A 22195-nucleotide genomic window follows, 5' to 3' on the forward strand; every position below is an offset into this window, starting at 1 on the left:
GCGACCATGGCCGGTTCCCGCAGGGGAGCCGGCCATGATCGTGTCGGTGACCGATGCCCGGGCCGAGGAGCTGGCCGATTACACCCGTCTGACCGATGTCCGCTTGCGCACGCGGCTCGAGCCGGAGCAGGGCCTGTACATGGCCGAGTCGACGCAGGTGATCATGCGCGCCATCGCCGCCGGTCACCGCCCACGCTCCTTCCTCATGGCGCCGCGCTGGCTCCCGGTCATGGAGCCGGCGATCGCAGCCTCGTGCGGGAGCGCCGACGGGGGAGCAACGCCGGTCTACGTGGCGGAGGAGCCGGTACTCGAGGCCATCACCGGCTTCCACCTGCACCGCGGGGCGCTGGCGGCCATGCACCGGCCGCATCTGGCGCCGATGTCCAAGATCCTGGGTGCCGCGCGCGGGGGAGCCGGCGCACGCCGCGTCGCGGTGCTGGAGGACATCGTGGATCACACGAACGTCGGGGCCGTCTTCCGATCCGCAGCCGCTCTGGGTGTGGATGCCGTGCTGGTCTCGCCGAGCTGCGCCGACCCGCTCTACCGGCGCGCGGTGCGGGTCTCGATGGGCACGGTCTTCCAGGTGCCGTGGACCCGCGTGCCCGAGTGGCCCGCAGGTGTGAGCGCCCTGCAGGGTCTGGGTTTCACTGTCGCGGCTCTGGCGCTACGGGAGGACGCCGTCGATCTCGACGCGTTCGCGCAGAGCGTGGCCGGGCCAGGCTCGCGTGTGGCACTGGTGCTCGGAACAGAGGGCGACGGCCTCAAGCGGGGCACGGTCGACGCTGCGGACATCGCCGTGCGGATCCCGATGTCCGGCGAGGTCGATTCGCTCAACGTCGCCGCCGCGAGCGCCGTCGCCTTCTGGGCCACCCGGGTGACAGGTCAGACGCCACCGGCGTAGTCGTGCTGGCGCCAGGCCTCGTAGGTGGCCAGTGCTGCCGAGTTCGCGAGGTTGAGCGAGCGCACTCCCGGGCGCATGGGGATGCGCAGTCGTTGTGTGATGCGCGGATGGCTCATGACGTGCTCGGGTAGACCGTCGGGCTCCGGACCGAAGAGCAGGGCGTCACCCGGTTCGTAGCTGATCTCGGTGAAGAAGGTCGAGGCATGCCCGGTGAAGGCGAAGACTCGGCCCGGCAGCGCTTCGAGCGCGGTATCCAGATCGGGATGGATCTCGACGTGGGCGAGGTCGTGATAGTCCAGGCCGGCACGGCGCAAGTGCGCATCGGTCATCTGGAAACCCAGCGGTTCGACCAGATGCAAGCTGGTCCCGGTGCAGGCGGTGGTCCGGATGGTGTTGCCGGTGTTCGGCGGGATGCGTGGCTCGTAGAAGACGACGTGGAACACGTCGCCCATCATCGCAGGTTGCCGACCCGGACTACCCGCGCCTCAGCCACCCACCGGCGATCAGTCCTCGCGGTCTCCGTGGGGCAGGCACGGCGTATTGACCAGCACTCCGCCCACCCCGGCTCCGCGGTTCATCCGCACCGCCACCTGCCAGGCCTGGTCCCCGAAGACGCCGACCAGGAGCGGAGTGTCGGTCTCGGCGCCCGTCACCTGCAGCCCCTGCGTCCCGCGCTCTGCGAGGTACTCCTGAGCGTCGGTGAGGACGCGTTCTGCGTCCTCGGCTGCGAAACTGACGCGCTGGGAGACCTGTGCGGTCTCCTCGCGCGGTCCGTCATCCACGAGGCACGGGGAGTAGATGGGGTCGTTCTCCTGGACGAGCTCGGCCGGGACGGCGCCGATGAGGTCCGTGATGAGATCGTTCGCCTCGGCCACCGCCTCGTCGAGGGTGGCGGCGCCGGTGGGCAGGTCACCGCTCTGACAGGCGCCCAGCACAGTGATGGTGGCGAGGGCGAGGACCCACTGCTGCTGTCTGCGCATCGTGATCACTCTATCGGTGCCTCAGCGCCGTCCGGTGACCAGGTCCTCCTGGCCCGAGACGATGTACGCGAGGTTCTGCACCGAGACGGCGTCCGTGTAGTAGGTGCTGTGTGAACCGGGGCTCCAGCCCCAGCCGGAACCGTAGTCGTAGCTCTCGCCCCCGAATCGGGGAGCCTCCGGCTGGGTGCCGTGGACACCCACGGACACCTGGATGGGATCCTGCGGATGCCGGATGCCCCAGACAGTCGCGGCGCCCGGGAGATCACCGGGGCCGGTGACGCCGCCGCCGAAGCCCGGACAACCCAGGCAGATGAGGTTGGCGGCCTCGAGCCCGTGATTCACCACGTCATGGCCGACCGCCACGCCGCCGTAGGAGTGGCCGAGGATGTGCAGATCGGGGGAGTTCCCGCTCGGTAGGGCGTCGACGACGGCGGCGAGATCACTGGTCTCGGCGTGCGAGCCGCTGACGGCGTTCACCAGGCCTCGCGGGGGGTCGTAACAGACGCAGGAGATCACGGCCGTATTGTCGACGCCGATGTCGCTCAAGCTGTTGTACAGCGCGTTGCCGTGGCCACGGGTGTAGCCGTCGATGTATTCGCCCATGCCATCACCCATCAGAGTGCCAGGAATCGTGACGGCCACGTGCTCGGCGGTGTCCAGATTCCCGCCGGTCAGCTCGGCGGCCCGGATGGATTGGTTCTCGAGGTCCACCTCAAAATGGACGAAGTTGCGGTCGGTGCCCAGCCAGCCGGCGAAGTTGCCGGCGATCTCCTGGGCGAAGCGGCCCTCCTCGGCGCGGGCGACCGCGCGATCGAACTGCTCCGGTGTGGGCTCGGCGTTGAAGTGGATGCTGCCGTCGCGTAGATCCGCCAGCAGTGACCCGTCCGGCGCCTCGGCGATGAGTCTCTCGAGTTCCTGGCGGCGCTGGGCCTGGCCGGGATCGCTCATGACCGTGGCCCACTCCTCCCAGATGCCGTAATCGTCCGCCGAGGCGCGCACCTGTGGCGCGGCCTCGGCGATCAGCAGTTGAGCCGCGCCGACGCGCTCGTCCTGGGACACACTGTTGTCGAGCTGAGTCCGGCGGGCCGCCTCGAGCAGTGCCTCCCGCTCATGCGCGGGCAACCGCTCCAGGTAGTCGGCGAGTTCCTCGCCGTCCATGTCCGCGATCTCGGCGAGACGCTCCTGAGGCGTGGGCTCGGTCCCGCTGCCAGCGGGCTCGGCGGCGGGCCCGCTGTCGGAGACGGCCTCCTCTCCTTCGCTGCCCGAGCATTCGCCTTGCGTGACTCGACAGATCGCGGCGTCGATGCCCGAGGCGATCGAGCTTCCCCACGGCGACGCCGCGGCGACCACCACGGCGAGCAGGATCGCGGCGACGACCACGATGCCCATGGTCTCGATGCCGGCGGCGCCGCGCTCGGACCGCAACGCGGCCGTGCGAGCACCATGCGGTGCGATGGCGTGTTGCTGGCGTCCCACGTGATCCCCCCAGAGTGCGGTCCTCCCGGCCATGATGCCGTGGGACGCTTCGGACCACCAGGGCCGCTGGGCCCACGCCGGTGCGCCCGTGGGCCCAGGGGAGCGGGAGCTGAGGCCGCCGATTATGCTCGAGGTCATGGACACTGTTCGCCTCGGCCAGTCCGGCCTCGCCGTCTCGACCGTCGGACTCGGGTGCAACAACCTGGGCCGGCCCGGAACCGCCACCGAGTCCGCCGAGGGAGCGGCCGCCGTCGTGCACGCCGCGATCGAGGCGGGCATCACCCTCTTCGATGTCGCGGACGTCTACGGCGGCCGGCCCGGTCTGAGCGAGGAACTGCTCGGCCGAGCCCTGGCCGGTCGCCGGGACGAGGTGGTGCTGGCCACCAAGTTCGGGATGGACATGAAGGGCGCGAACGGCGAGGACTTTGCCGCGCGCGGTTCGCGGCGGTACATCGTCAAGGCGGCCGAGGCCTCGCTGCGGCGGCTCGGTACCGAGTACATCGATCTCTATCAGATTCATCGGCCCGATTCGCTCACCCCGATTGAGGAGACGCTGTCAGCCCTGGATGACCTGGTCCGCTCCGGGAAAGTGCGCTACGTGGGCCACTCGAACTTTGCCGGCTGGCAGATCGCCGAGGCTGCGCACACCGCGGCTGAGACCGGAGCCACGCCCTTCATCTCGGCACAGAACCACTACAGCCTGGCCGAACGCCGCGTGGAGGAGGAGGTTGTTCCAGCTTGTGAGCGCTACGGGCTGGGGCTGCTGCCCTTCTTCCCGCTCGCGAACGGTCTGCTGACCGGGAAGTACTCCCACGGCACGGCGCCAGAAGGCTCGCGGCTCACTCGCAGCCGGACGGAGATGCTGGAGAACGAGGACCTGATGACCCGACTTCGTGACTTCGGTGATTTCGCCCATCAGCGCGACCTGACGGAGGTCGAGGTCGCCTTCTCCTGGCTCGCCTCCCGCCCGGAGGTGGCCTCGGTGATCGCCGGTGCCACGAGCCCGGAGCAGGTGCGCCAGAATGCCGCGGCTGTCTCCTGGACACCCACGGCCGAGGACGAAGCCGCCCTGGACGAGATCTTCGCACCGCGGACCTCATCGCTGTGACGCGTGGCGCGGTGGCGGCGGCGAGGAGGCCGCGTAGCGTGAGGGTGTCGGTCATCCGATCCGGAAAGGACAGCCAGTGAGCCTCGAACGACCCGAAGCCCAGCATCCCTACGACAAGCTTCCCGCCCTGCCGGGGTTCTCGCTCAGCTCGGCGGACTTCACGGAGGGCGATGCCCTGCCGGTGGAACTGTCGCAGGACGGTGAGAACCGCTCGCCGCAGCTCTCCTGGTCGGGTTTCCCGGCCGAGACCAAGGGCTTCGTGCTCTCGTGTTTCGACCCGGACGCACCCACGCCCTCGGGGTTCTGGCACTGGACGGTGGTCGACCTCTCGGCGGATGTCACCTCATTGGAGGCCGGCGAGGGCGAGTCCGATCTGATGTTGCCCGGTGCGGCCTTCCATCTGCGCAATGACGGCGGCGCCCACTCCTACGTCGGCTCCGCGCCCCCGCAGGGCGACCGAGCCCACCGCTACGTGTTCGCCGTTCACGCTCTGGACACAGAGACCTTGGAACTCTCGGAGGATGACACGCCCGCGAAGGCGCACTTCCTGTGCGCCTTCCACTCCATTGCGCGCGCCACGCTGACCGGCACCTTCCAGCGCTGAACGTACAGCGGCGAACACACCACAGGCCGTCCTCCCGCGAGGAGGGCGGCCTGTGGTGGTCTTGGCACCGCGCGGAACGGGCCCGCAGGGTGAGGGAGATCGGGTGATCTAGTCCTCGGTGGGACGTTCCTCGGCGTGCAGCCGTTCGGTCTCGTCGTGAATGTCGGTGGCGACCTTCTGCAGGGCCTCGGAGTGCCGGCGCGCGTGGTGTGCGCAGAAGAGCAACTCGCCGGCCTCGAGCTGGACCCGCACGTATGCCTGCGCGCCGCACGCATCGCAACGGTCCTGGGCGGTCATGGTGGGGGCTTCAGTCGCTGTGGTCACGGGCCCCATACAACCACCCCGGCCCCGCGCCCCGCTTGCGCAAGCCCGGCGGTTCGCTCCCGGCGTAGCGCCTGGCCGGCGCCTACCATCGCTACGTGTCAGTACCCACCACGCGCGCAGACAGCTACACCGCCCGCCATCTCTCGGTTCTCGAAGGCCTGGAGGCGGTCCGCAAGCGGCCCGGAATGTACATCGGCTCCACCGATTCCCGCGGACTCATGCACTGCCTGTGGGAGATCATCGACAACGCCGTCGACGAGGCGCTGGAAGGGCACGCCCAGGAGGTGCGGATCATCCTGCACCCGGACGGGTCGGTGGAAGTGCGCGATGACGGTCGAGGCATCCCGGTGGACACGGTTGAGTCCGTGGGCCTCTCGGGTGTCGAGGTGGTCTTCACCAAGCTGCATGCCGGTGGCAAGTTCGGCGGTGGCTCCTACGCGGCCTCCGGCGGTCTGCACGGCGTGGGTGCCTCCGTGGTGAACGCGCTCTCAGCACGGCTTGATGTCGAGGTCGATCGCGGCGGGAAGACCCATCGCATGACCTTCCGGCGGGGCGAACCGGGAGAGTTCAGCGACGCCGGCACGGCCGGCCCATCGCCCGAGAACGACTTCGCCCCCTTCACCTCCCGGTCCGAGCTTGCCGTCGTGGGCAAGGTGCCCAGGAAGCGCACCGGCACCCGGGTGCGCTACTGGGCGGATCGCCAGATCTTCCCGGCCACTGCGGCTTTCGGCTATGACGAACTGATCCAGCGCACGCGGCAGACCAGTTTCCTCGTCCCGGGCCTGACGCTCGTGGTCCGCGACGAGCGTGGCCTGGCCGGCACCCCAGGAGCCGAGGGGCCCGTCGAAGAGGTCTTCCGGCACGACGGCGGCGTGGTCGACTTCGCCGAGCACCTCGCCACGGACGGAGCCGTCTCGGATGTCTGGCACCTCACCGGCTCCGGCACCTTCACCGAGACCGTTCAGCGCCTCGACGCACGTGGCCACCTCGCCCCCGAGGAGGTCGAGCGCACCTGTGAGGTGGAGGTCGCCCTGCGATGGGGGATCGGTTACGACACCACCCTGCGCAGCTTCGTGAACATCATCGCCACCCCCAAGGGAGGCACCCACGAGACCGGTTTCGAACAGGGACTGCTGCGCACCCTGCGCAAGCAGATCGAGACCAACGCCCGGCGGCTGAAGGTCAGTGCCAAGGATCCCAAGATCGAGAAGGACGACGTCCTGGCCGGGATGACCGCTGTGGTGACCGTGCGCCTGCCCGAACCGCAGTTCGAGGGTCAGACCAAGGAGGTGCTGGGCACCGCCCCGGTCCGCGCCATCGTGGCCAAGGTGGTCTCCGACGGCCTGACCGAGCGCCTCACCTCGCCCAAGCGTGACGCCAAGACGCAGGCCACCGCCGTGATGGAGAAGGTCGTCGGCGAGATGCGTGCGCGCGTGCAGGCGCGGCTCACCAAGGAGATCTCGCGGCGGAAGAACGCCCTGGAGTCCTCCTCGCTGCCGGCCAAGCTCGCCGATTGCCGCACGAATGACGTGGACTCGTCGGAGCTCTTCCTCGTCGAGGGTGACTCCGCGCTCGGCACCGCCAAGCTGGCACGCTCCAGCGACTTCCAGGCGCTGCTGCCCCTGCGCGGAAAGATCCTGAATGTGCAGAAGGCGGCTGCCGGGGAGATCCTCAAGAACGCGGAGGTCGCGTCGATCATCCAAGTGATCGGCGCGGGGTCGGGGCGCACCTTCGATCTCAGTCAGGCCCGGTACGGCAAGATCGTGCTCATGACCGACGCGGATGTCGATGGAGCGCATATCCGCACCCTGCTGCTGACCCTGTTCTATCGCCACATGCGGCCTCTGGTGGAAGCGGGCCGGGTGTTCGCTGCCGTGCCGCCGCTGCACCGCGTGGACATCGTCGGCTCGGGGGGAAAGAAGGGTGAGGTCGTCTACACGTACTCCGAGGCCGAGCTGAACGCCCTGCTGAAGAAGCTAGAGCGCACCGGCAGGCGGTTCAAGCACCCGATTCAGCGTTACAAGGGCCTGGGCGAGATGGATGCCCATCAGCTCGCCGAGACCACGATGGACCCGAGCCGGCGGACGCTGCGCCGGATCTCCATGGCCGACGAGGCCGCCGTCACCGAAGCGGAGCGGGTCTTCGAGCTGCTGATGGGCAGCGATGTTGCACCGCGCAAGGACTTCATCATCGACGGTGCGCAGCGCATCGACATGGACCGGATCGACGCGTAGTTCCGGCGCACCGGCGCGCTGAGAGTTCACACACACGGGCGCGTCCTACCCTGCACGGCAACCGGGGGACGCCGTAGGGTGCGGACGTGCCCGAGACCCCGATGACGCCCGACAGCGCCCCGCGCGGACCCTTGCGGTCGCGCGCCCAGGCGCCGTCGGAGCTACCGCTACCGGATGCCGCCGAGGTGTCCTGGCGCGAGCTGACGCGCGCGGACATCCCGGCACTGGTGGAGGTCATCGGGCGCATCGAGGAGGCTGACCACCCCCCCTATCGCACCACCGTGGAGGAAGTGGAGGACTACTTCGCTCCGGGTTACGACACTGCGGGCATCGGCGGCTTCGCCGACGATGACCAGGGCGAGCTCATGCAAGCCTACGGCTTTGTTCGCCTCTCTCAGGCCGACCGGCAGGTCAAGCGCGTCTTCGTCTCCGGTGGGGTGGCTCCCACCTTCCGCGACCGCGGCATGGGCTCCCCTCTGATGGACTGGCAGCTCGGCCGTGCCCGCCAGCTCCTCGCCGAATGCGCCGAGGCCGAGGAGGATGTCGCCGCGCGGATCGTGGCGCACGTGGACGACGACCGCGAGGACTTCACCCAGTTGCTGACCTCCCGCGGTTTCACCCCGCGGCGGACCTACAGTCAGCTGCGACGGGACCTCTCCCAGCCGCTACCGACGATCAGCCTCGAGCGCAGCGTGACCGTGGAACCGTGGACCGAGGCACTCGACGACGCCGTCCGGCGAGCGCACAACACCGCGTTCCGGGACCTCTGGGGCAGCCAACCGCTGACCCCGCAGGCATGGCAGCAGGAACGCACCCATCACGCGCCCGAGTGGAGCTTCGTCGCCTTGGATCGCAGCAGCGACCGGGCCCAGGTCGCGGGCTACCTGATCTCCGGACGCTATGAGCAGGACTGGCCCGCTCTGGGCTGGACCGAGGGATACATCGAGAACCTCGGAGTGCTGCCGGCGTGGCGGGGCCGGCACGTGGCGACGGCGCTACTCACCCGCGCCATGGAGGCCTACCGGCATGACGGTATGCAGTACGCCGGCATGGACGTGGACTCCGACAACCCCACCGGAGCCATCGGTCTGTTCGAAAGGCTCGGTTTCGAGCGGGTGCGCGGCTCGGCCGTCTACACCGTCGAGGTGTGACGACTGTGCAGCGGAAGGTGGGAGCGAGGAACGAGCGCCCGCCCGCAGCGGAGCTGAGAAACGCCGACCATGAGTTCGAGGTGTGACGACTGCGCAGCGGAAGGTGGGAGCGAGGGACGAGCGCCCGCCCGCAGCGGAGCTGAGGAACGCCGACCATGAGTTCGAGGTCTGAGGACCGCGGGGTGGGAAGGGAGACCCGCTCACCCCACGGCGGCCACCGGGGCGCTCAACGGCCGGCCTGAGCCGTCGCGCCGCTCATCGATCTCTGGCAGTTCGACGGGCTGTCCACCCGAACCCACGGCGCGGGCGGGCTCCGGGCCCGCCCAGGCGAGCACCAGTGCGTCTTCGCCCCGCAGGAAGCGCTGAGCGCGCACCCCGCTGGTGGCACGCCCCTTGCCGGGGTAGCGATCCAAGGGTGTGACCTTGGCGCTGCCCGCCGTGGTGCCCGGCAGCGCCGCGGAGGTGCCGGCCACCGTGACGACCACGGCGGCGGAGAGTTCCGCCTCAGCCACGGCAGCCAGGTGGAGCACCTCGACACCGTCGCCGAGCTTCATGCCGGCTACGCCCTGCCCGGAACGGCCCTGGGGCCGCACAAGTGAGGCGGAGAAGCGCAACAGGTGCGCGCCGGAGGAGATCAACACGAGCTGATCCTCATCTCCGGAGTGCAGGGCGCCGATCACCCGGTCGCCTTCCTCCAGCGAGATGACCGTCCAGGACTCCTTGTTTCCAGGCCGATCACCGGGGCGGACCCGCTTGATGGTGCCGCGCGCTGTTGCCAGGGTCAGGGGTGCGGCGTCGTCCTCGAGCCGTGCCAGGCCGACTGCGTGCTCGCCGGCGTCGAGGGCGACGAGCTCACTCAGCGGGATGCCCCCGGACAGGCTGGGCGGGCCAGAAGTGGGAGGTAGGCCGGGAATGTCGATGACCTCCATGCGCACCAGGCGCCCGGTGGAGGTCACCACGCCCACGTGCCCGCGCGCGGTGGCCGGAACCTCCCCGGTGAGCGCATCGTGCGCGACGCGGCCGCCGGAGCGCATCGGCGCCTCAGCTTCGGCGGTGCGAGCCACCAGCCCTGTGCCGGAGAGCAGCACGCGGCAAGGGTCGTCCGGGATCTCCAACGGCACGGAACCGGCCTTGCCGCTGGCTTTGCCGGCGGAGGCTCCCACGGCCTCACCACCGGGGCGCTCGAGCAGGACGGTGCGCCGCGGATCGGCGTGCTCGGCGGCGATGGCGGCCAGCTCCTCGGACACCACCTCGCGCAGACGCTCGTCGGAATCGAGGATGTCGGTGAGTTCCTGGATACGCCGGGCCAGTTCGTCCTGCTCGGCTTCGAGTTCGAGGCGGGAGAACTTGGTCAAGCGACGCAGCCGCAGCTGAAGGATGTACTCCGCTTGCGGCTCATCCAGCTCGAAGACACTCATCAGCCGGGCACGTGCGGTCTCGGCGTCATCGGAGCTGCGGATCACCTGGATGACCTCGTCGATGTCCGCGATGGCGATCAACAGGCCTGCCACGAGGTGCGCGCGCTCGGTGGCTCGCGCCAGGCGGTAGGCCGTGCGCCGGCGCACCACCTCAAGGCGGTGGGCGACGTAGACCTGCAGGAGCTCACGCAGCCCCAGGGTGCGCGGCTGTCCGTCGACCAGCGCCACGTTGTTGATCCCGAAGGACTCCTCCATCGGGGTGTGCTTGAAGAGCTGCTCCAGCACGGCCTCGGGGTTGAATCCGCTCTTGATCTCGATGACCAACCGCAGGCCGTGGTGCCGGTCGGTCAGGTTCTGCACGTTCGTCACGCCTTGGAGCTTGCGGGCTCCGACGGCGTCCTTGATCTTCTCGATCACTCGCTCCGCGCCCACCATGTAGGGCAGTTCGGTGACCACGATGCCCTTCTTGCGGGCCGTGATGCTCTCGACGCGTGTGGTCGCTCGGGTGCGGAAGGAGCCCCGGCCGGTGGCGTAGGCCTCCCGGACGCCCTCCAGCCCCACGATCTTGCCGCCCTCGGGCAGGTCGGGCCCGGGGATGAAGCGCATGAGCTCATCGAGGCTCGTCTCGGGAGCGGCGATGAGTTGCCGGACTGCGGCCACGACCTCGCCGAGATTGTGCGGCGGCATGTTGGTGGCCATGCCGACGGCAATCCCGGAGGCGCCGTTGACCAGCAGATTAGGGATGGCCGAGGGCAGCACCTCGGGCTGGGTGAGCTGATTGTCGTAGTTCGGGACGAGATCGACGACGTCTTCGTCGAGGTCGGCGGTCATCGCCAGCGCAGCGGCGGCCAGGCGGGCCTCGGTGTAGCGCGAGGCTGCGGGACCATCGTCCAGGGAGCCAAAGTTCCCGTGACCGTCGACCATCGGCAGGCGCAGGGCGAAGGGCTGGGCCATGCGGACCATCGCGTCGTAAATGGCGCCGTCACCGTGGGGGTGGAGCCGTCCCATGACTTCACCGACCACGCGCGCGGACTTGACGTGCCCTCGATCAGGACGCAGGCCCATCTGGTCCATTTGGTAGAGGATCCGGCGCTGCACCGGCTTGAGCCCATCGCGGGCATCGGGCAGGGCCCGTGAGTAGATCACCGAGTAGGCGTACTCCAGGAAAGAACCCTGCATCTCCTGGGAGACATCGATGTCGACGATCTTCTCCGCGATGTCAGGCGGGGGAGTGGCGGAGCTGTTCCGGCGCGGCATGCCCGCTATTGTCCCTGACGTTGCCCGAGCGACCGGGCGGGGCGCGCCGCCCCGGCCTGTGCGGGGCGCGCATCACAGCATGTCGGAGTCCAGCGGGCCCTCCAGGACGATCTCCTCGCCGCGGAGCTCACCGACCGCGGCGGCGCCGAGCGTACCGATGGCGCGGTCCAGGTCGGGAGCCACCGAGTCCGCAGTGCGGTGGCGCAGGAAGACCGCCACGGCATAGCGACGGCCATCGGGAAAGGTGACCACACCCGCCTCGTTGCGGATGAAGGAGAGTGTCCCGGTCTTCCCCGCAACCGAGACCGAGCCCGGGAAGCCGGTGCGCAGGCGGTGGCCGTAGACCTGCATGCCCATCACGCGGCGCACCTCGGCGCAGGCGCTGGCATCGATGCCATCGGCATTCCAGATCCGTCCCAGCAGCCGGGTGGTCTCCTCCGGGGTGGAGCGGTGGGAGTGCCGGGGATCCTGCGCGCGGATGGCCCGGTACTCCCGGGTGCGGTTCTTGGCCACACCGTCCATGGACCCGCCCGGCTCGATGCCGAGGTCGTCACGCATGGAGGCGAAGAGCGCCGCGGTGTCACCCTCGAGCACCGTCTGAGTCATACCGAGTTCGGCCAGCGTGGCCGCGATCCGATCCCAGCCCACGAGGTCCATCACCACGTCGGTCGCGCGGTTGTCGGAGACATTCATCATCGACAGGTACAGGTCTCGCAGGGACAGCGAGATCGGGTCGGAGAAGGCCGCGATTCCGGTGCCGCCGAGCACCTGGAAGTCCTCGGCACCGAGATCGATCCGGTCGGTGGCCGCACGCTCACCGGCCGCGACCTGCCGGCACACCTCCAGCAGCACCGGGATCTTGAACACCGAGGCGGTCACCACGAGATCCTCGGAACGCAGGCCCACCTGGGCGTCGGAGTCCAGGTCGCGGGCGTGAACGAAGGCCGTCAGGCCGAGCTCGGCCTCCAGTGGTGCGGCGGTTGCGGCGAGAGTCATGCCACCACTCTGCCGTAAGCGCTCCGGGATCCGCTCCGGGCGTCCTAGTCTTGGACCATGGTGCACTACCCCCACTGGGAGGCCGATGTTGTCCTCCGCGATGGGACACCCATGCATATCCGCCCGATCCGGCCCGAGGATTCCGAGGCACTCCAGCGGATGCACATGGCTCAGTCCGAGCAGTCCCGGTACTTCCGGTACTTCGCCCCCATGGAGCGGCTCTCCGACCGCGACCTGCACCGCTTCACCCACGTGGACCATGTGGACCGCGTCGCGCTCGTGCTCACGGGGGAGGACGAGGAGATCCGTGCGGTGGGCCGGTTCGACGTCGTGGCACCGGGCACCGCCGAAGTGGCCTTCAACGTGGCGGACACCGAGCAGGGGCGGGGCCTGGGCTCCGTGCTCCTGGAACACCTCACGGCGGCTGCGCGAGAACGCGGGGTCTTCACCTTCCTCGCGGATGTGCTGCCGGCCAATGCCCGGATGATCCGCGTCTTCACCGACGCGGGCTACGAGATCTCCCAGCATTTGGAGGACGGCGTCATCTCGGTGAGCTTCTCCACTGCGGAGACCGAACGGTCCTGGCGGGTGATGGCCGAGCGGGAGCGGCACGCCGAAGCCCTTTCCATGAAGGCAGTGCTCGCAGCGTCCTCCGTCGTGGTGGTGCGGTTGAGCGCCGGTCAGGACGGCGACCACGGCAGGTCGCTCGCCGGGGCCGCGGCCGCAGGGCTGCTCGCCCAGGCCGAGGCCGGGATCTTCACCGGCCCGATTCATCTGGTGGGTCTGCCGGCATGGCACCGGCCCACACCGGCTTCGGTTCAGGCGGAGTCGCTCACGGAACTCTCCGCCTCGCACGTGAGTGCCGAGATCGCCGTGGTGGCCGGGCAGCCCGCCGATGTGGTCGAGGCGGTGCCCCGCCTGGCGGCCCTGGGCGTGCGCGCGATGGTGGTGGTCTCCGACGGATTCGGTGAGGCGGGCGCTGCGGGCATGGCGCGACAGGGTCAGCTGCTCCGCGCGGTCCGAGCCGCCGGGATCCGCCTGGTCGGTCCAGCCTCCTACGGGGTGATCGGCGCTGGCGAGGCCGGCCGGTATGACCTCACGCTCTTCGACAACGGGGCAGTGGCTGAGGACTCCGTCGAGCGAGGCATCGGGCTGTTCTGCCAGTCTGCCCCCGGGGGGCGCATGCTGCTCACCACGGCCGCGAGGCGCGGCCTTCCCCTGGCCAGCTTCCTTTCCTCCGGGCTGCGAGCCGACGTCTCCGGCAATGACAGCATGCAGTTCTGGTCCACGCACGATCCGACGGCGGTGGGCGCGGTCTACCTGGAGTCGATCGGCAATCCGCGGAAGTTCTCCCGGATTGCGCGCCGGCTGGCGGCCGACAAGCCACTGGTGGCTGTGGTCTCCGGCCAGACCGGCCAGGCGACCCCTCCTGGGCACGCCGTCCGTACCTCCCAGCAACCCCAGAGCGTCCTCACCGAGTTGCTGCGCCAGGCGGGAATCGTCCGTGCGCGCAGTCTCCGGGAGATGCTCGACGTCGCGGGGCTCTTGCTGGCCCAGCCTCTCCCTCGGGGACCACGGCTGGCCGTCGTCTCCACCTCCGGTGCACTCGCGAGCCAGCTCAGGGACATCGCCTCGGCGCACGATCTGGAGCCGGCGGGTGCGCCGATCCTGCTCGGCTCCTTCGCCACCGCCGCGGACTACGCCCGCGCGCTGGAGGACCTCGGTGCCCGCGCGGACTGGGATGCCGTCGTGATCGCCCACGCCCCGCCGGTGGGCGAGACGGATCCAGCAATCGCGAGAGCCGTGGCCACGGCGGCTGCCAGGGACGAACGCCCGTGGGTGATGGTCGCACCCGGCCTGCACGGCCTCGACCCCACGTTGACGGCGGAAGCGGCGATGAGTGGCGAACGCACGGTCCCGGCACTGGCCACCATCGAGGATGCCGTGCGTTCTCTGGCCGGGGCATTGGGTCATGCGCGTTGGCGCGCCCGGGCGGAGGATCCGTTCCTCGACCTGCCCGGCATCGATCCAGCAGCAGCCCGAGGGATCATCGCAGACCGCCTTCAGGACCTCAGCCCGGGCGGGCGCGTGACGCTCGAAGACGAGGAGGCGGCCGCGGTGTTGGCCAGCTACGGCATCGCAGTGCTTCGCTCGACGGTGGTCGCCGACGCTGAGGAAGCGGTGGCGGCCGCGCGCACCTGCGGCTATCCCGTGGTGCTCAAGACTGTGAGCGATGCGCTCCGCCATCGCGCGGATCTCGGCGGTGTCCGCCTGGACCTGGGAAGCGACGACGAGGTGCGCGAGGCCTTCGATCGCCTGGCCGAACGGAGCCGGGAGTTGCTCGGCCGGGAGGTCGCGGTGGCGGTGCAGCCACAGGCTCCGCCAGGTGTGGCCTGCATCATCCGTGGCAGCGAGGACGATCTCTATGGTCCCGTCGTCTCCTTCGGCCTGTCCGGCGATGCCTCGGAGCTGCTCGGTGACGTCAGCTACCGGGTGCCACCGCTCACCGCAGCAGATGTGACCTCCATGATCCACTCGGTGCGCGCCGCACCACGGCTGATGGGTCAGCGCGGGCTGCCGCGCGCCGACCTCGACGCGGTGGCGGACCTGCTCTCGCGGGTCTCCTTGCTCACTGATGACCTGCCTGAGATCGCCGAGGTCTCCCTCAACCCGGTGATTGCCGGCCCAGGAGGTGCCCAGGTGGCCGGGTTCACGGTGCGCATCGCGCGCCCGGCCCGCCAGGACGCCGGGCGGCGGGCACTGCCGTCCCCGCATCACGCCCCGGCCTGAATGCGATGTGGGCGCCTCGTGGGAGACTGGAAGCGTGCTGACCGACTACGCCAAACGACTGCGCGCCGAACTCGACCGGGCCGGGTACTACCCGGAGCTGGTCGCTGGGGTGCTGGACGTAGCTGTGGCCGAAGAGGAGGTGCATGCCTTCCTGGTGCACCCGGAGACGACCTTCGACCACACCGAGGTTTTCCGGCATCTGACTGCCATGGTGCTCACGCAGAGCCGCCTGATCATCGGCCATGTGGATGACGCCCCGGGATCGAACCCCGATGCGCCCCCCGCCGCCTTGGCCACCACCGAGGCGGTCGGCTTGCACCACATCCGCTCCGTGAGCCTCACCCACGGCGTGTCCGACCCCGAGCAGGCTCGCGCCGCCCGCACTCAAGAACTCACCCTCTCGGTCACGTGGGGCGCCAGCCAATCCGTGGACCTGGCACCAGCGGGCTGCGGCGATCCCGATTGCGAGGCCGACCATGGCTACACCGGGGCCCTGGCGCCCGAGGGCGTGGAACTGCGCGTGGCGGCTCCGGCGGAGGGCGAGAAGGCCCTCCACGCGGCGATCGCCTTCGCCCGTGAGCTCTCGGCTGCGACCGCGCGGCGCTGACGTGATGGCCCCGAGCGAACTGCCGGTGCCACACCCGGGGCGCCAGCTGCGCGCGGTGCTGCCGGCTGCGCTCGACGCGACCGGAGTCACCACCTCCTCCGCCGACCGCGACTCAGCGCGGGATCGCGCGGATCTGGGCCTGCCGGAAGCCACCTCGGTGTGCGTCGTGCTCATTGACGGACTGGGCCTGCGGCAGCTGGCCGAACGCAGCGGGCACGCGCCTTTCCTGCGTTCTCGCTTGCCACAGACTCAGACCCTGAGCACCACCACTCCCTCGACCACGGCCACCGCCCTGACCGCGCTCGGAACCGGCGAACTCGGTGGCGCCACGGGCATGCTGGGATACAGCCTGCTCGACCCCATGTCACCGTCCCACCGCCCGAGTGCCGTCTCGCTGGTGGGCTGGCGCGATACCACCCTCGACCCTCGTACCTGGCAGCCACGACCGACCCTGGCGGAGCAGCTTCGTGAGCAGCGCAGCGAAGGCGGCTCCATGGCAGTGGCCCAGATCGGACCGGCGAAGTTCGCCTCCTCAGGGCTGACGTTGTGCGCCTTCCGGGGCATGGAGTACGTGGCTGCGGAGTCGATGTCCGATCGCGTGGAGGCAGCCGTCCGGGTGCTTCGTGGTGGCACCAGGGTGGCCTACCTCTATTGGAGCGAAGTGGACCACGTCGGTCATGCGCACGGCTGGCGCTCTACGGAGTGGGGCGAGGAGGTCGAGCGGGTCGACGCCGAACTCGCCGTGCTCGCTCGTCGGCTCCCGCGTGGCACGCTGCTGCTGGTCACTGCAGACCACGGCATGGTCGATGCCGGGGAGCGCATCGACGTGGCCGAGGACCCCAGGCTCACCGCCGGCGTGAAGCTCGTGGCGGGCGAGGAGCGCTTTGCCCACGTCTACTGCCAGGCGGGCGAGGCCGAGTCGGTCACGGCGCGCTGGCGTGCGGTACTGGGCGATCGTGCTCAGGTGCTCTCCCGTGCTGAGCTGGGCGCCTCCGGGTTGGTGGGCTCGGATCTCTCACGGTTGAGCGTCGCCGGTGACCTCGTCGCGATTCCCGCACTCGGCTGGGGCATTGTGGACTCTCGCAGCCAGCCTGCGAGAGCTCTGGCCATGAAGGGCGTCCACGGTGGCCTGAGCCCTGAAGAGCTCGAGGTTCCCCTCCTGGCCGAGCTGATCAGCTGATCAGCGGCGCGCGCGACCGGAGATCCCGCGCCACGGCGACCGTGCTCTCAGCCGGGTTTCAGTCCGGCCGGGCGCCGAAGACGATCTCGTCCCAGCTGGGGACTGAGCGCCGGTCGCGGCGGCGTGCGCGCCGCTCGGGCGGCTTGGAGTCGTCGTCGGACTCCTGGCTTGTGGGATCCTCGGCGCGGAGGCTCTCCTCTGGCTGACTCGGGGACGTCTCCGTGTCAGGCTGCGCCTGCTCCGGTGCCGCTGGTTCCTTCCGCCGTTTGGGCAGGGTCAGGACGTGGGCGTCGCGCGCAAGTTCAGGTTGCGATGCCGGCGGGTGCGCACCCCACAGTGGTGCGTCCTCATCCTCGAGTTCAAGCTCGGGTTGGAGGTCCTGCCGGCTGCCGCGATGGGCGGCCAGATCATCGAGAAGCGCCTCGGTGCCGCCGTCGGCCTCATCCTCCTGCGGGTCCTGACCGGCCGGGATCTCCGCGTTCCCAGCGGCGAGGCCGGGAGAGGCTGCGGTCATGGGGGTGAGGGGACTGAGCGCTGCCGGGGAGAAGCGCGAGGGGCGCGCCGGGGCGCTCAGATCGGTCTCGGAGAGCCAGCGCGCTTCGTCGTCGATGGCCTCCAGGGTGCGTGAGGACAGCTCGACGCTCCAGGTGGCCGCGCGTTCCTTGCCGCCGGCCACGAAGCGAACCGTGACCTCCCAGGGTCGCCCGGCCCGACGCGTGGCCGACCAGCTGAGTTCGTCGATATCGGCGCCTCGAGTCGCAAGGCGATCCAGTGCCAGGTCACCGAGTTGGGGTGCCTCGTGGTCCCGGCCCACACGCAGACTCTGTGCCTGCTGCACCACCCACTCGCGCTCAGCGAGCACCGGGCCCAGATAGCGCCGGATGCGTTCGTCGTCGACGCCGGTGCTCTCCGAGACCTCTTCGACTGTGGCGCCGGCGCGCAGAGATGCCTGGATGTCCTTCGGGCTCATCGTCGGGGCGTCGTCCGGACCGCCGGCCGGTCGGCTCTCGCGCACGGCAGAGCGCAGTGCGCCGTTGACGGCGAGGCGGTAGCGCTGGCCTGCGGCGTCGACGAGAGTGAGGTGCTCACCGTCTCCGGCCGGACCGAGCAGCGTCAGCTCATCCATGTCACGAGCGTGCCACCGCCGAGCTGCCACCCGCGGGAGGACTCGCGGCGATTCGCTGACCGGTCTGCCGTGCATGACCGGGGGGCCTCCCTCGACGTGCGGATCGGCAGGAAGATCGCATGATCTGCGTCACGTCCGGCGCCCTCCCGTTAAGACCCGGTCGCTATCAGGCGTCGGGTGGGGCACAATCCCGTGTTCGCGGGAACAATCCCCAGCCCCACACGTTGTTCCCGGCAGAACTCCCCACACCGTGCGTGAGAAGGAATCCTCCTCCTCACGCCAACCAGAAGATCCGGAGCGTGACGCCCGCATGGCGACCGATTACGACGCACCGCGCAAGAACGAAGAGGACCTCAACGAGGACTCCATCGAAGAGCTCAAGGCACGACGCTCTGAGAATGCGCAACCTGCGGTAGACGAGGACGAGGCCGAGGCGGCCGAGGGCTTTGAGCTCCCGGGCGCCGACCTGTCAGGCGAGGAGCTCTCCGTACGAGTGCTTCCGCGTCAAGCTGACGAGTTCACCTGTTCCCGGTGTTTCCTCGTCCATCACCGCAGTCAGCTCGCCTACGAGGAGGCCGGTCAGCTCGTCTGCTCCGAGTGCGCCGCCTGACGGCGGGCCTCGGACAGCACGGCCTCCAGTTCCTCGGGCCGCCGCGTGCACACCAACCAGTACGGTGTGGCGTCACGCGCATCGGCTACGGCAATTCGCACGCCCGTGCGCACCCACGCCCGATGGCAAGTGTGTGCACGGGCGTCCGCGCGCGTGCCCATCCACTCCTTCAGACCGGCCTCGTCGAGTCTCTCGATCTCACCGAGGGCGCTCAGGGGGATCGTGGCGCCACCGGCACGGAGACGGGCCTCGTCCGCAGTGCCGCCATCGGCGCAATCCCCACCATCGATGACGCGGACCTGCGGCGCGGTGATGATGCCGAGCAGGGAGAAGGCCGCCACCGTCGCAACCCCCGCCATCGTGGCGGCAAGCGGGCCCCACAGCGAGAAGACCAAGGCCGCAGCGCCACCGCAGAGCACGGAGATCAGGTGGAAGCCCGGGCCGGGGACGAGTCGTTCCGAGTAGCGCACCCCACCACTGTGCCATGCGCTAGTAGCATCAAGGGCGCCGTCCGGCCACCACCAACCAAGGAGCATCACCGAACGTCATGAGCTGGTTCTCGCGCCGAAAGCGCCGCACCGCCGAGACCGACGAGGCCACGCCCGCCGGACCGATCATCCCGGACCACCCCGGCCCCTACGACATCTCCGAGTTGCCGGACCTCGGCGCCCGAGCGGATCTGGGTGCTCTGCGTGTGCCGGTGCGCCCGGGGATGCGCCTGCGCCTGGACATGGAACGCAAGTCCCGCAACATCGTCGCGGCGACGCTCGCCGGCAATGGCTCATCGCTGCAGTTGCAGGTCTTTGCCGCCCCGCGGTCGGCGGGGCTGTGGGACGAGCTCCGCGAGGAGATCGCCGAGTCGATCACCACCCAGCGTGGTACCAGCGAGGACGTGGAGGGCGAGTTCGGCCATGAGCTGCTCACCCGTATTCCCGTGCGCACACCACAGGGGGGAGTCGGGCACCGCCCGGCACGGTTCATCGGGGTCGACGGGCCGCGATGGTTCCTGCGCGCGATGCTTGCGGGCCGCGCAGCGGTCGACGAAGCCGCCGCCGCTCCCTATCTCGACATCTTGCGCGGCGTGGTGGTGGTGCGCGGCCCCGAGGCCCACGCACCCCGCGAGGTGCTGGTGCTGCGTCACCCCGGAGACGCGGCGGATGAAGAGGTGGAGACCACCGCAACAGATGGCACCGCGGTGCGCCCGTGAGTACCCCGCATGAGGAGCCGGCCGAGGCGGTCCGGGAGGCAGCTGCCCGATCGAAGTTCCGGCAGCTGAATGCCGAGCAGTACTCGGTCAAGGAAGCCATCGGCGGCGTGCGCGGGATGGTCGAGTCGGTGCTCCCGGGCGCGGTCTTCGTCGTCGCTTTCATCATCACGCGGGATCTCATGCCGCCGCTCATCGCCTCGCTCTCGGTCGCGGCGGTGCTGACGCTCGTGCGCCTGATCCAGCGCACCCCGGTCTCCCAGGCACTCAGCGGGCTCGTCGGTGTCGCGATCGGCGTGGTGTGGGCCCTGGTCACCGGCGAGCCCGAGGACTTCTTCGTCATGGGCCTGGTGATCAATGCGGCCTACCTGCTCGCTGTGCTCCTCTCGATCCTGGTGCGCTGGCCTGTGGTGGGTGTGGTGGTGGCGCTGCTACGTGGCGATGGCTTCGCCTGGCGCACCGATCCCGAGCAGAGCCTGCGTCGCCGCCGTTTCACCCAGGCCACCTGGGTGTGGGTGGGGATGTTCGCCCTACGTCTGGCCGTGCAGGTTCCGCTGTACCTCAGTGCTGCGGTGGCCTGGCTCGGCACCGCCCGACTGGCCATGGGGATACCGCTGTGGGCCCTGGTGCTGTATCTGACCTGGTTGCTGGTGCGCGAACCAGCCACCCCGGAGGCGACCGAGAGCGCCGCGGCCACCGAGCCGGCGCCCGTGATCATCGACGACTCCTCACGCGACTGATGCCGTTCACAGAGCTGCTCGTGGGCCAGCCGGCCCACGGCGGGCATTGCGTGGCGCGTGTCCCCGACGGCGAGGGGGAGCGTGTGGTGTTCGTGCGCCACGCGCTGCCCGGTGAGCGGGTGCGTGTGACGATCACCGAACATCGCTCGAGCTTCCTGCGCGGCGAGGCCGTCGAGATCCTCGAGCCCTCGGCGGACCGCGTGGATTCGCCCTGGCCGGAGGCCGGCGCCGGGGGCGTGGGGGGCGGTGAACTCGCGCACGCGAGCCTGCCCGCACAACGCCGGTGGAAGCAGCACGTGCTGGCCGAGACCCTGCGCCGGATCGGCGGGCCCGAACTCGCGGAGCAGGCGGGGGAGGTCCCCGAGCCACGGGCGCTGCCCGGTGATGACGAGGCCGGAGGCCTCGGCTATCGCACCAGGGTGAGCCTGACCGTGGCGCAGGACGGCACCGCTGGCATGCATGCCCACCGCGGGCACGAGGTCCGCTCGCTCGGCGGCATGCCCCTGGCGGCCCCGGGGATCGCGGATCTCGATCTCCTGGGGCCGGAGAGCCCTTGGCGGTCACTGTGGCACCCCGGCGCGCGGTTGACCGCGGTGGCACCCTCGGCCGATGAGCCTCTTCTCCTGATCGATGGCAAACCCGCCTCGTTACCAGGCCGCCGTCGTCCGCGCCGGAGTGTGCGCGAACGGGTGAGCACCGCTGTCGGTCCCCTCGACTACCGCGTGGACACAGCCGGCTTCTGGCAGGTCCATCGCCAGGCCCCCGCCGTCCTGGCCGAGGAGGTTCTTGCCGCCGCTGCGGCTGGAGGCGACACGGCGAACGCTCTTGCCGGCGCCCAGATCCTGGAGCTCTACGCCGGGGCTGGACTGCTGACCCTGCCCCTCGCTCACGCCGTGGGTGCGAGCGGTGCCGTCATGACGGTCGAGGGTGCAGCCAGCGCCGTCCAGGACGCCCGTCGCAACCTGGCCGGCCAGAATCAGGTCACGCTCGGACAGGCGCGTATTGACGCCGGTACGGTCCGCGAGGCGGCAGCTGAGTTCGGTGGTGCGCCCGACGTGGTGGTGCTCGACCCGCCGCGCGCCGGCGCCGGTGCGGAGGTCATGGCGGCGATCGCCGCGGTGCGGGCCCGCCGAGTCGTGCTCGTCTCCTGCGATCCGGCTGCACTGGCTCGTGACGCGGCCGACGCGCTGGGCCGCGGCTACCGGGTGGAGCGGATGGTGCCGCTGGACTTCTTCCCGCATACCCATCACGTCGAGGTTGTCACGACGCTCGTGCGCTGAGAACTGTCTGCTGGCACCGCGCTGACTGTGGTGGAGCGCCCCTCGCGCCGCCCGCGTGCCGAGTGGACAGTGCGGCCCGCGGCAAAGTATCTTGATATCGAGATACCGCGCTGATGGTGGGCTGGTGCAATGTCGCCGATCCTGCTTGGCGGCCCGGTGCGTGGGAGCATTGCTCCCAGGAAACCTGGATGGTCGGTCGTATCTGCGGC

At 69.9% G+C, this 22195-nt stretch carries 20 protein-coding genes; 12 read left to right on the forward strand and 8 right to left on the reverse strand.

Translation table 11 applies throughout. The features are described from left to right. Nucleotides 1–34: 34 nt before the first annotated feature. The gene (locus EDD31_RS13310) at nt 35–901 is read left to right on the forward strand and encodes a TrmH family RNA methyltransferase (RefSeq protein WP_123304579.1); all 867 of its coding nucleotides are present in this window, start codon (nt 35–37) and stop codon (nt 899–901) included. Here the strand turns inward: EDD31_RS13310 and EDD31_RS13315 are convergent. From EDD31_RS13315 to EDD31_RS13325, 3 genes are read right to left on the reverse strand one after another with little or no spacing between them, the layout of a single operon-like run. Next, nucleotides 883–1353: a tRNA (cytidine(34)-2'-O)-methyltransferase gene (locus tag EDD31_RS13315; RefSeq protein ID WP_123305557.1), complete on the reverse strand. Its 471-nt coding sequence runs from the start codon at nt 1351–1353 to the stop codon at nt 883–885. The genes EDD31_RS13310 and EDD31_RS13315 overlap by 19 nt on opposite strands. Before the next feature lie 51 nt (nt 1354–1404). Next, nucleotides 1405–1881, reverse strand: coding sequence for a hypothetical protein (locus tag EDD31_RS13320; RefSeq protein ID WP_148058955.1), 477 nt, complete (start codon nt 1879–1881; stop codon nt 1405–1407). A 21-nt stretch (nt 1882–1902) separates the two neighbouring features. Further along, a complete protein-coding gene (locus tag EDD31_RS13325) occupies nt 1903–3495 on the reverse strand; it encodes an alpha/beta hydrolase (protein ID WP_148058956.1) in 1593 nt (530 codons plus the stop codon). Between EDD31_RS13325 and EDD31_RS13330 the strand changes: the two genes are divergently transcribed. Continuing rightward, nucleotides 3494–4465: an aldo/keto reductase gene (locus tag EDD31_RS13330; RefSeq protein ID WP_123305559.1), complete on the forward strand. Its 972-nt coding sequence runs from the start codon at nt 3494–3496 to the stop codon at nt 4463–4465. The two genes, EDD31_RS13325 and EDD31_RS13330, sit on opposite strands and share 2 nt — an antisense overlap. A gap of 76 nt (nt 4466–4541) precedes the next feature. Then, nucleotides 4542–5069: a YbhB/YbcL family Raf kinase inhibitor-like protein gene (locus EDD31_RS13335; protein WP_123304582.1), complete on the forward strand. Its 528-nt coding sequence runs from the start codon at nt 4542–4544 to the stop codon at nt 5067–5069. Nucleotides 5070–5177: 108 nt separating this feature from the next. Here the strand turns inward: EDD31_RS13335 and EDD31_RS13340 are convergent, their stop codons facing one another. Continuing rightward, a complete protein-coding gene (locus EDD31_RS13340) occupies nt 5178–5402 on the reverse strand; it encodes a DUF7455 domain-containing protein (RefSeq protein ID WP_123304583.1) in 225 nt (74 codons plus the stop codon). A gap of 86 nt (nt 5403–5488) precedes the next feature. Here EDD31_RS13340 and EDD31_RS13345 point away from each other — a divergent pair, with 86 nt between their 5' ends. Together EDD31_RS13345 and EDD31_RS13350 are read left to right on the forward strand one after the other, a co-directional pair. Further along, a complete protein-coding gene (locus EDD31_RS13345) occupies nt 5489–7627 on the forward strand; it encodes a DNA gyrase/topoisomerase IV subunit B (RefSeq protein WP_123304584.1) in 2139 nt (712 codons plus the stop codon). A gap of 86 nt (nt 7628–7713) precedes the next feature. Then, nucleotides 7714–8778: a GNAT family N-acetyltransferase gene (locus EDD31_RS13350; RefSeq protein ID WP_148058957.1), complete on the forward strand. Its 1065-nt coding sequence runs from the start codon at nt 7714–7716 to the stop codon at nt 8776–8778. A gap of 200 nt (nt 8779–8978) precedes the next feature. Here the strand turns inward: EDD31_RS13350 and EDD31_RS13355 are convergent, their stop codons facing one another. Together EDD31_RS13355 and EDD31_RS13360 are read right to left on the reverse strand one after the other, a co-directional pair. Next, a complete protein-coding gene (locus EDD31_RS13355) occupies nt 8979–11453 on the reverse strand; it encodes a DNA gyrase/topoisomerase IV subunit A (RefSeq protein WP_123304586.1) in 2475 nt (824 codons plus the stop codon). A 72-nt stretch (nt 11454–11525) separates the two neighbouring features. Further along, nucleotides 11526–12449, reverse strand: coding sequence for a serine hydrolase (locus EDD31_RS13360; protein ID WP_170163304.1), 924 nt, complete (start codon nt 12447–12449; stop codon nt 11526–11528). 57 nt (nt 12450–12506) lie between these two features. Between EDD31_RS13360 and EDD31_RS13365 the strand changes: the two genes are divergently transcribed. The 3 genes from EDD31_RS13365 to EDD31_RS13375 are packed head-to-tail and all read left to right on the forward strand — an operon-like array spanning nt 12507 to nt 17026. After that, complete coding sequence (locus tag EDD31_RS13365) at nt 12507–15239, forward strand: GNAT family N-acetyltransferase (protein WP_123304587.1); 2733 nt, start codon at nt 12507–12509, stop codon at nt 15237–15239. Nucleotides 15240–15273: 34 nt separating this feature from the next. Further along, entirely contained in the window at nt 15274–15846 is a 573-nt protein-coding gene (locus tag EDD31_RS13370) for a DUF5998 family protein (protein ID WP_245991218.1), read from the forward strand. Further along, a complete protein-coding gene (locus tag EDD31_RS13375) occupies nt 15815–17026 on the forward strand; it encodes an alkaline phosphatase family protein (protein ID WP_211336128.1) in 1212 nt (403 codons plus the stop codon). Before EDD31_RS13370 ends, EDD31_RS13375 begins: the two co-directional genes overlap by 32 nt. 58 nt (nt 17027–17084) lie before the next feature. On the opposite strand, the gene sepH is transcribed toward EDD31_RS13375, so the two are convergent. Then, nucleotides 17085–18152 (reverse strand): septation protein SepH, encoded by a 1068-nt coding sequence (gene sepH / locus EDD31_RS13380; RefSeq protein ID WP_170163305.1) that lies wholly within the window; start codon nt 18150–18152, stop codon nt 17085–17087. A 310-nt stretch (nt 18153–18462) separates the two neighbouring features. Between sepH and EDD31_RS13385 the strand changes: the two genes are divergently transcribed. After that, the gene (locus EDD31_RS13385) at nt 18463–18762 is read left to right on the forward strand and encodes a DUF4193 domain-containing protein (protein ID WP_123304589.1); all 300 of its coding nucleotides are present in this window, start codon (nt 18463–18465) and stop codon (nt 18760–18762) included. Here the strand turns inward: EDD31_RS13385 and EDD31_RS13390 are convergent. Further along, entirely contained in the window at nt 18732–19232 is a 501-nt protein-coding gene (locus EDD31_RS13390) for a DUF3093 domain-containing protein (RefSeq protein WP_170163306.1), read from the reverse strand. The two genes, EDD31_RS13385 and EDD31_RS13390, sit on opposite strands and share 31 nt — an antisense overlap. 77 nt (nt 19233–19309) lie before the next feature. Between EDD31_RS13390 and EDD31_RS13395 the strand changes: the two genes are divergently transcribed. From EDD31_RS13395 to EDD31_RS13405, 3 genes are read left to right on the forward strand one after another with little or no spacing between them, the layout of a single operon-like run. Then, on the forward strand, nt 19310–19969 hold the full coding sequence (locus tag EDD31_RS13395) for a DUF3710 domain-containing protein (RefSeq protein WP_123304591.1): 660 nt from the start codon (nt 19310–19312) through the stop codon (nt 19967–19969). Next, the gene (locus EDD31_RS13400) at nt 19966–20706 is read left to right on the forward strand and encodes a DUF3159 domain-containing protein (protein ID WP_245991219.1); all 741 of its coding nucleotides are present in this window, start codon (nt 19966–19968) and stop codon (nt 20704–20706) included. Before EDD31_RS13395 ends, EDD31_RS13400 begins: the two co-directional genes overlap by 4 nt. Continuing rightward, nucleotides 20706–21986, forward strand: a complete 1281-nt coding sequence (locus EDD31_RS13405; protein ID WP_123304592.1) for a class I SAM-dependent RNA methyltransferase — start codon at nt 20706–20708, stop codon at nt 21984–21986. Before EDD31_RS13400 ends, EDD31_RS13405 begins: the two co-directional genes overlap by 1 nt. Nucleotides 21987–22195 lie beyond the last annotated feature (209 nt).

This window comes from Bogoriella caseilytica (genome assembly GCF_003752405.1).
In the GTDB taxonomy this organism is placed as follows: domain Bacteria; phylum Actinomycetota; class Actinomycetes; order Actinomycetales; family Actinomycetaceae; genus Allobogoriella; species Allobogoriella caseilytica.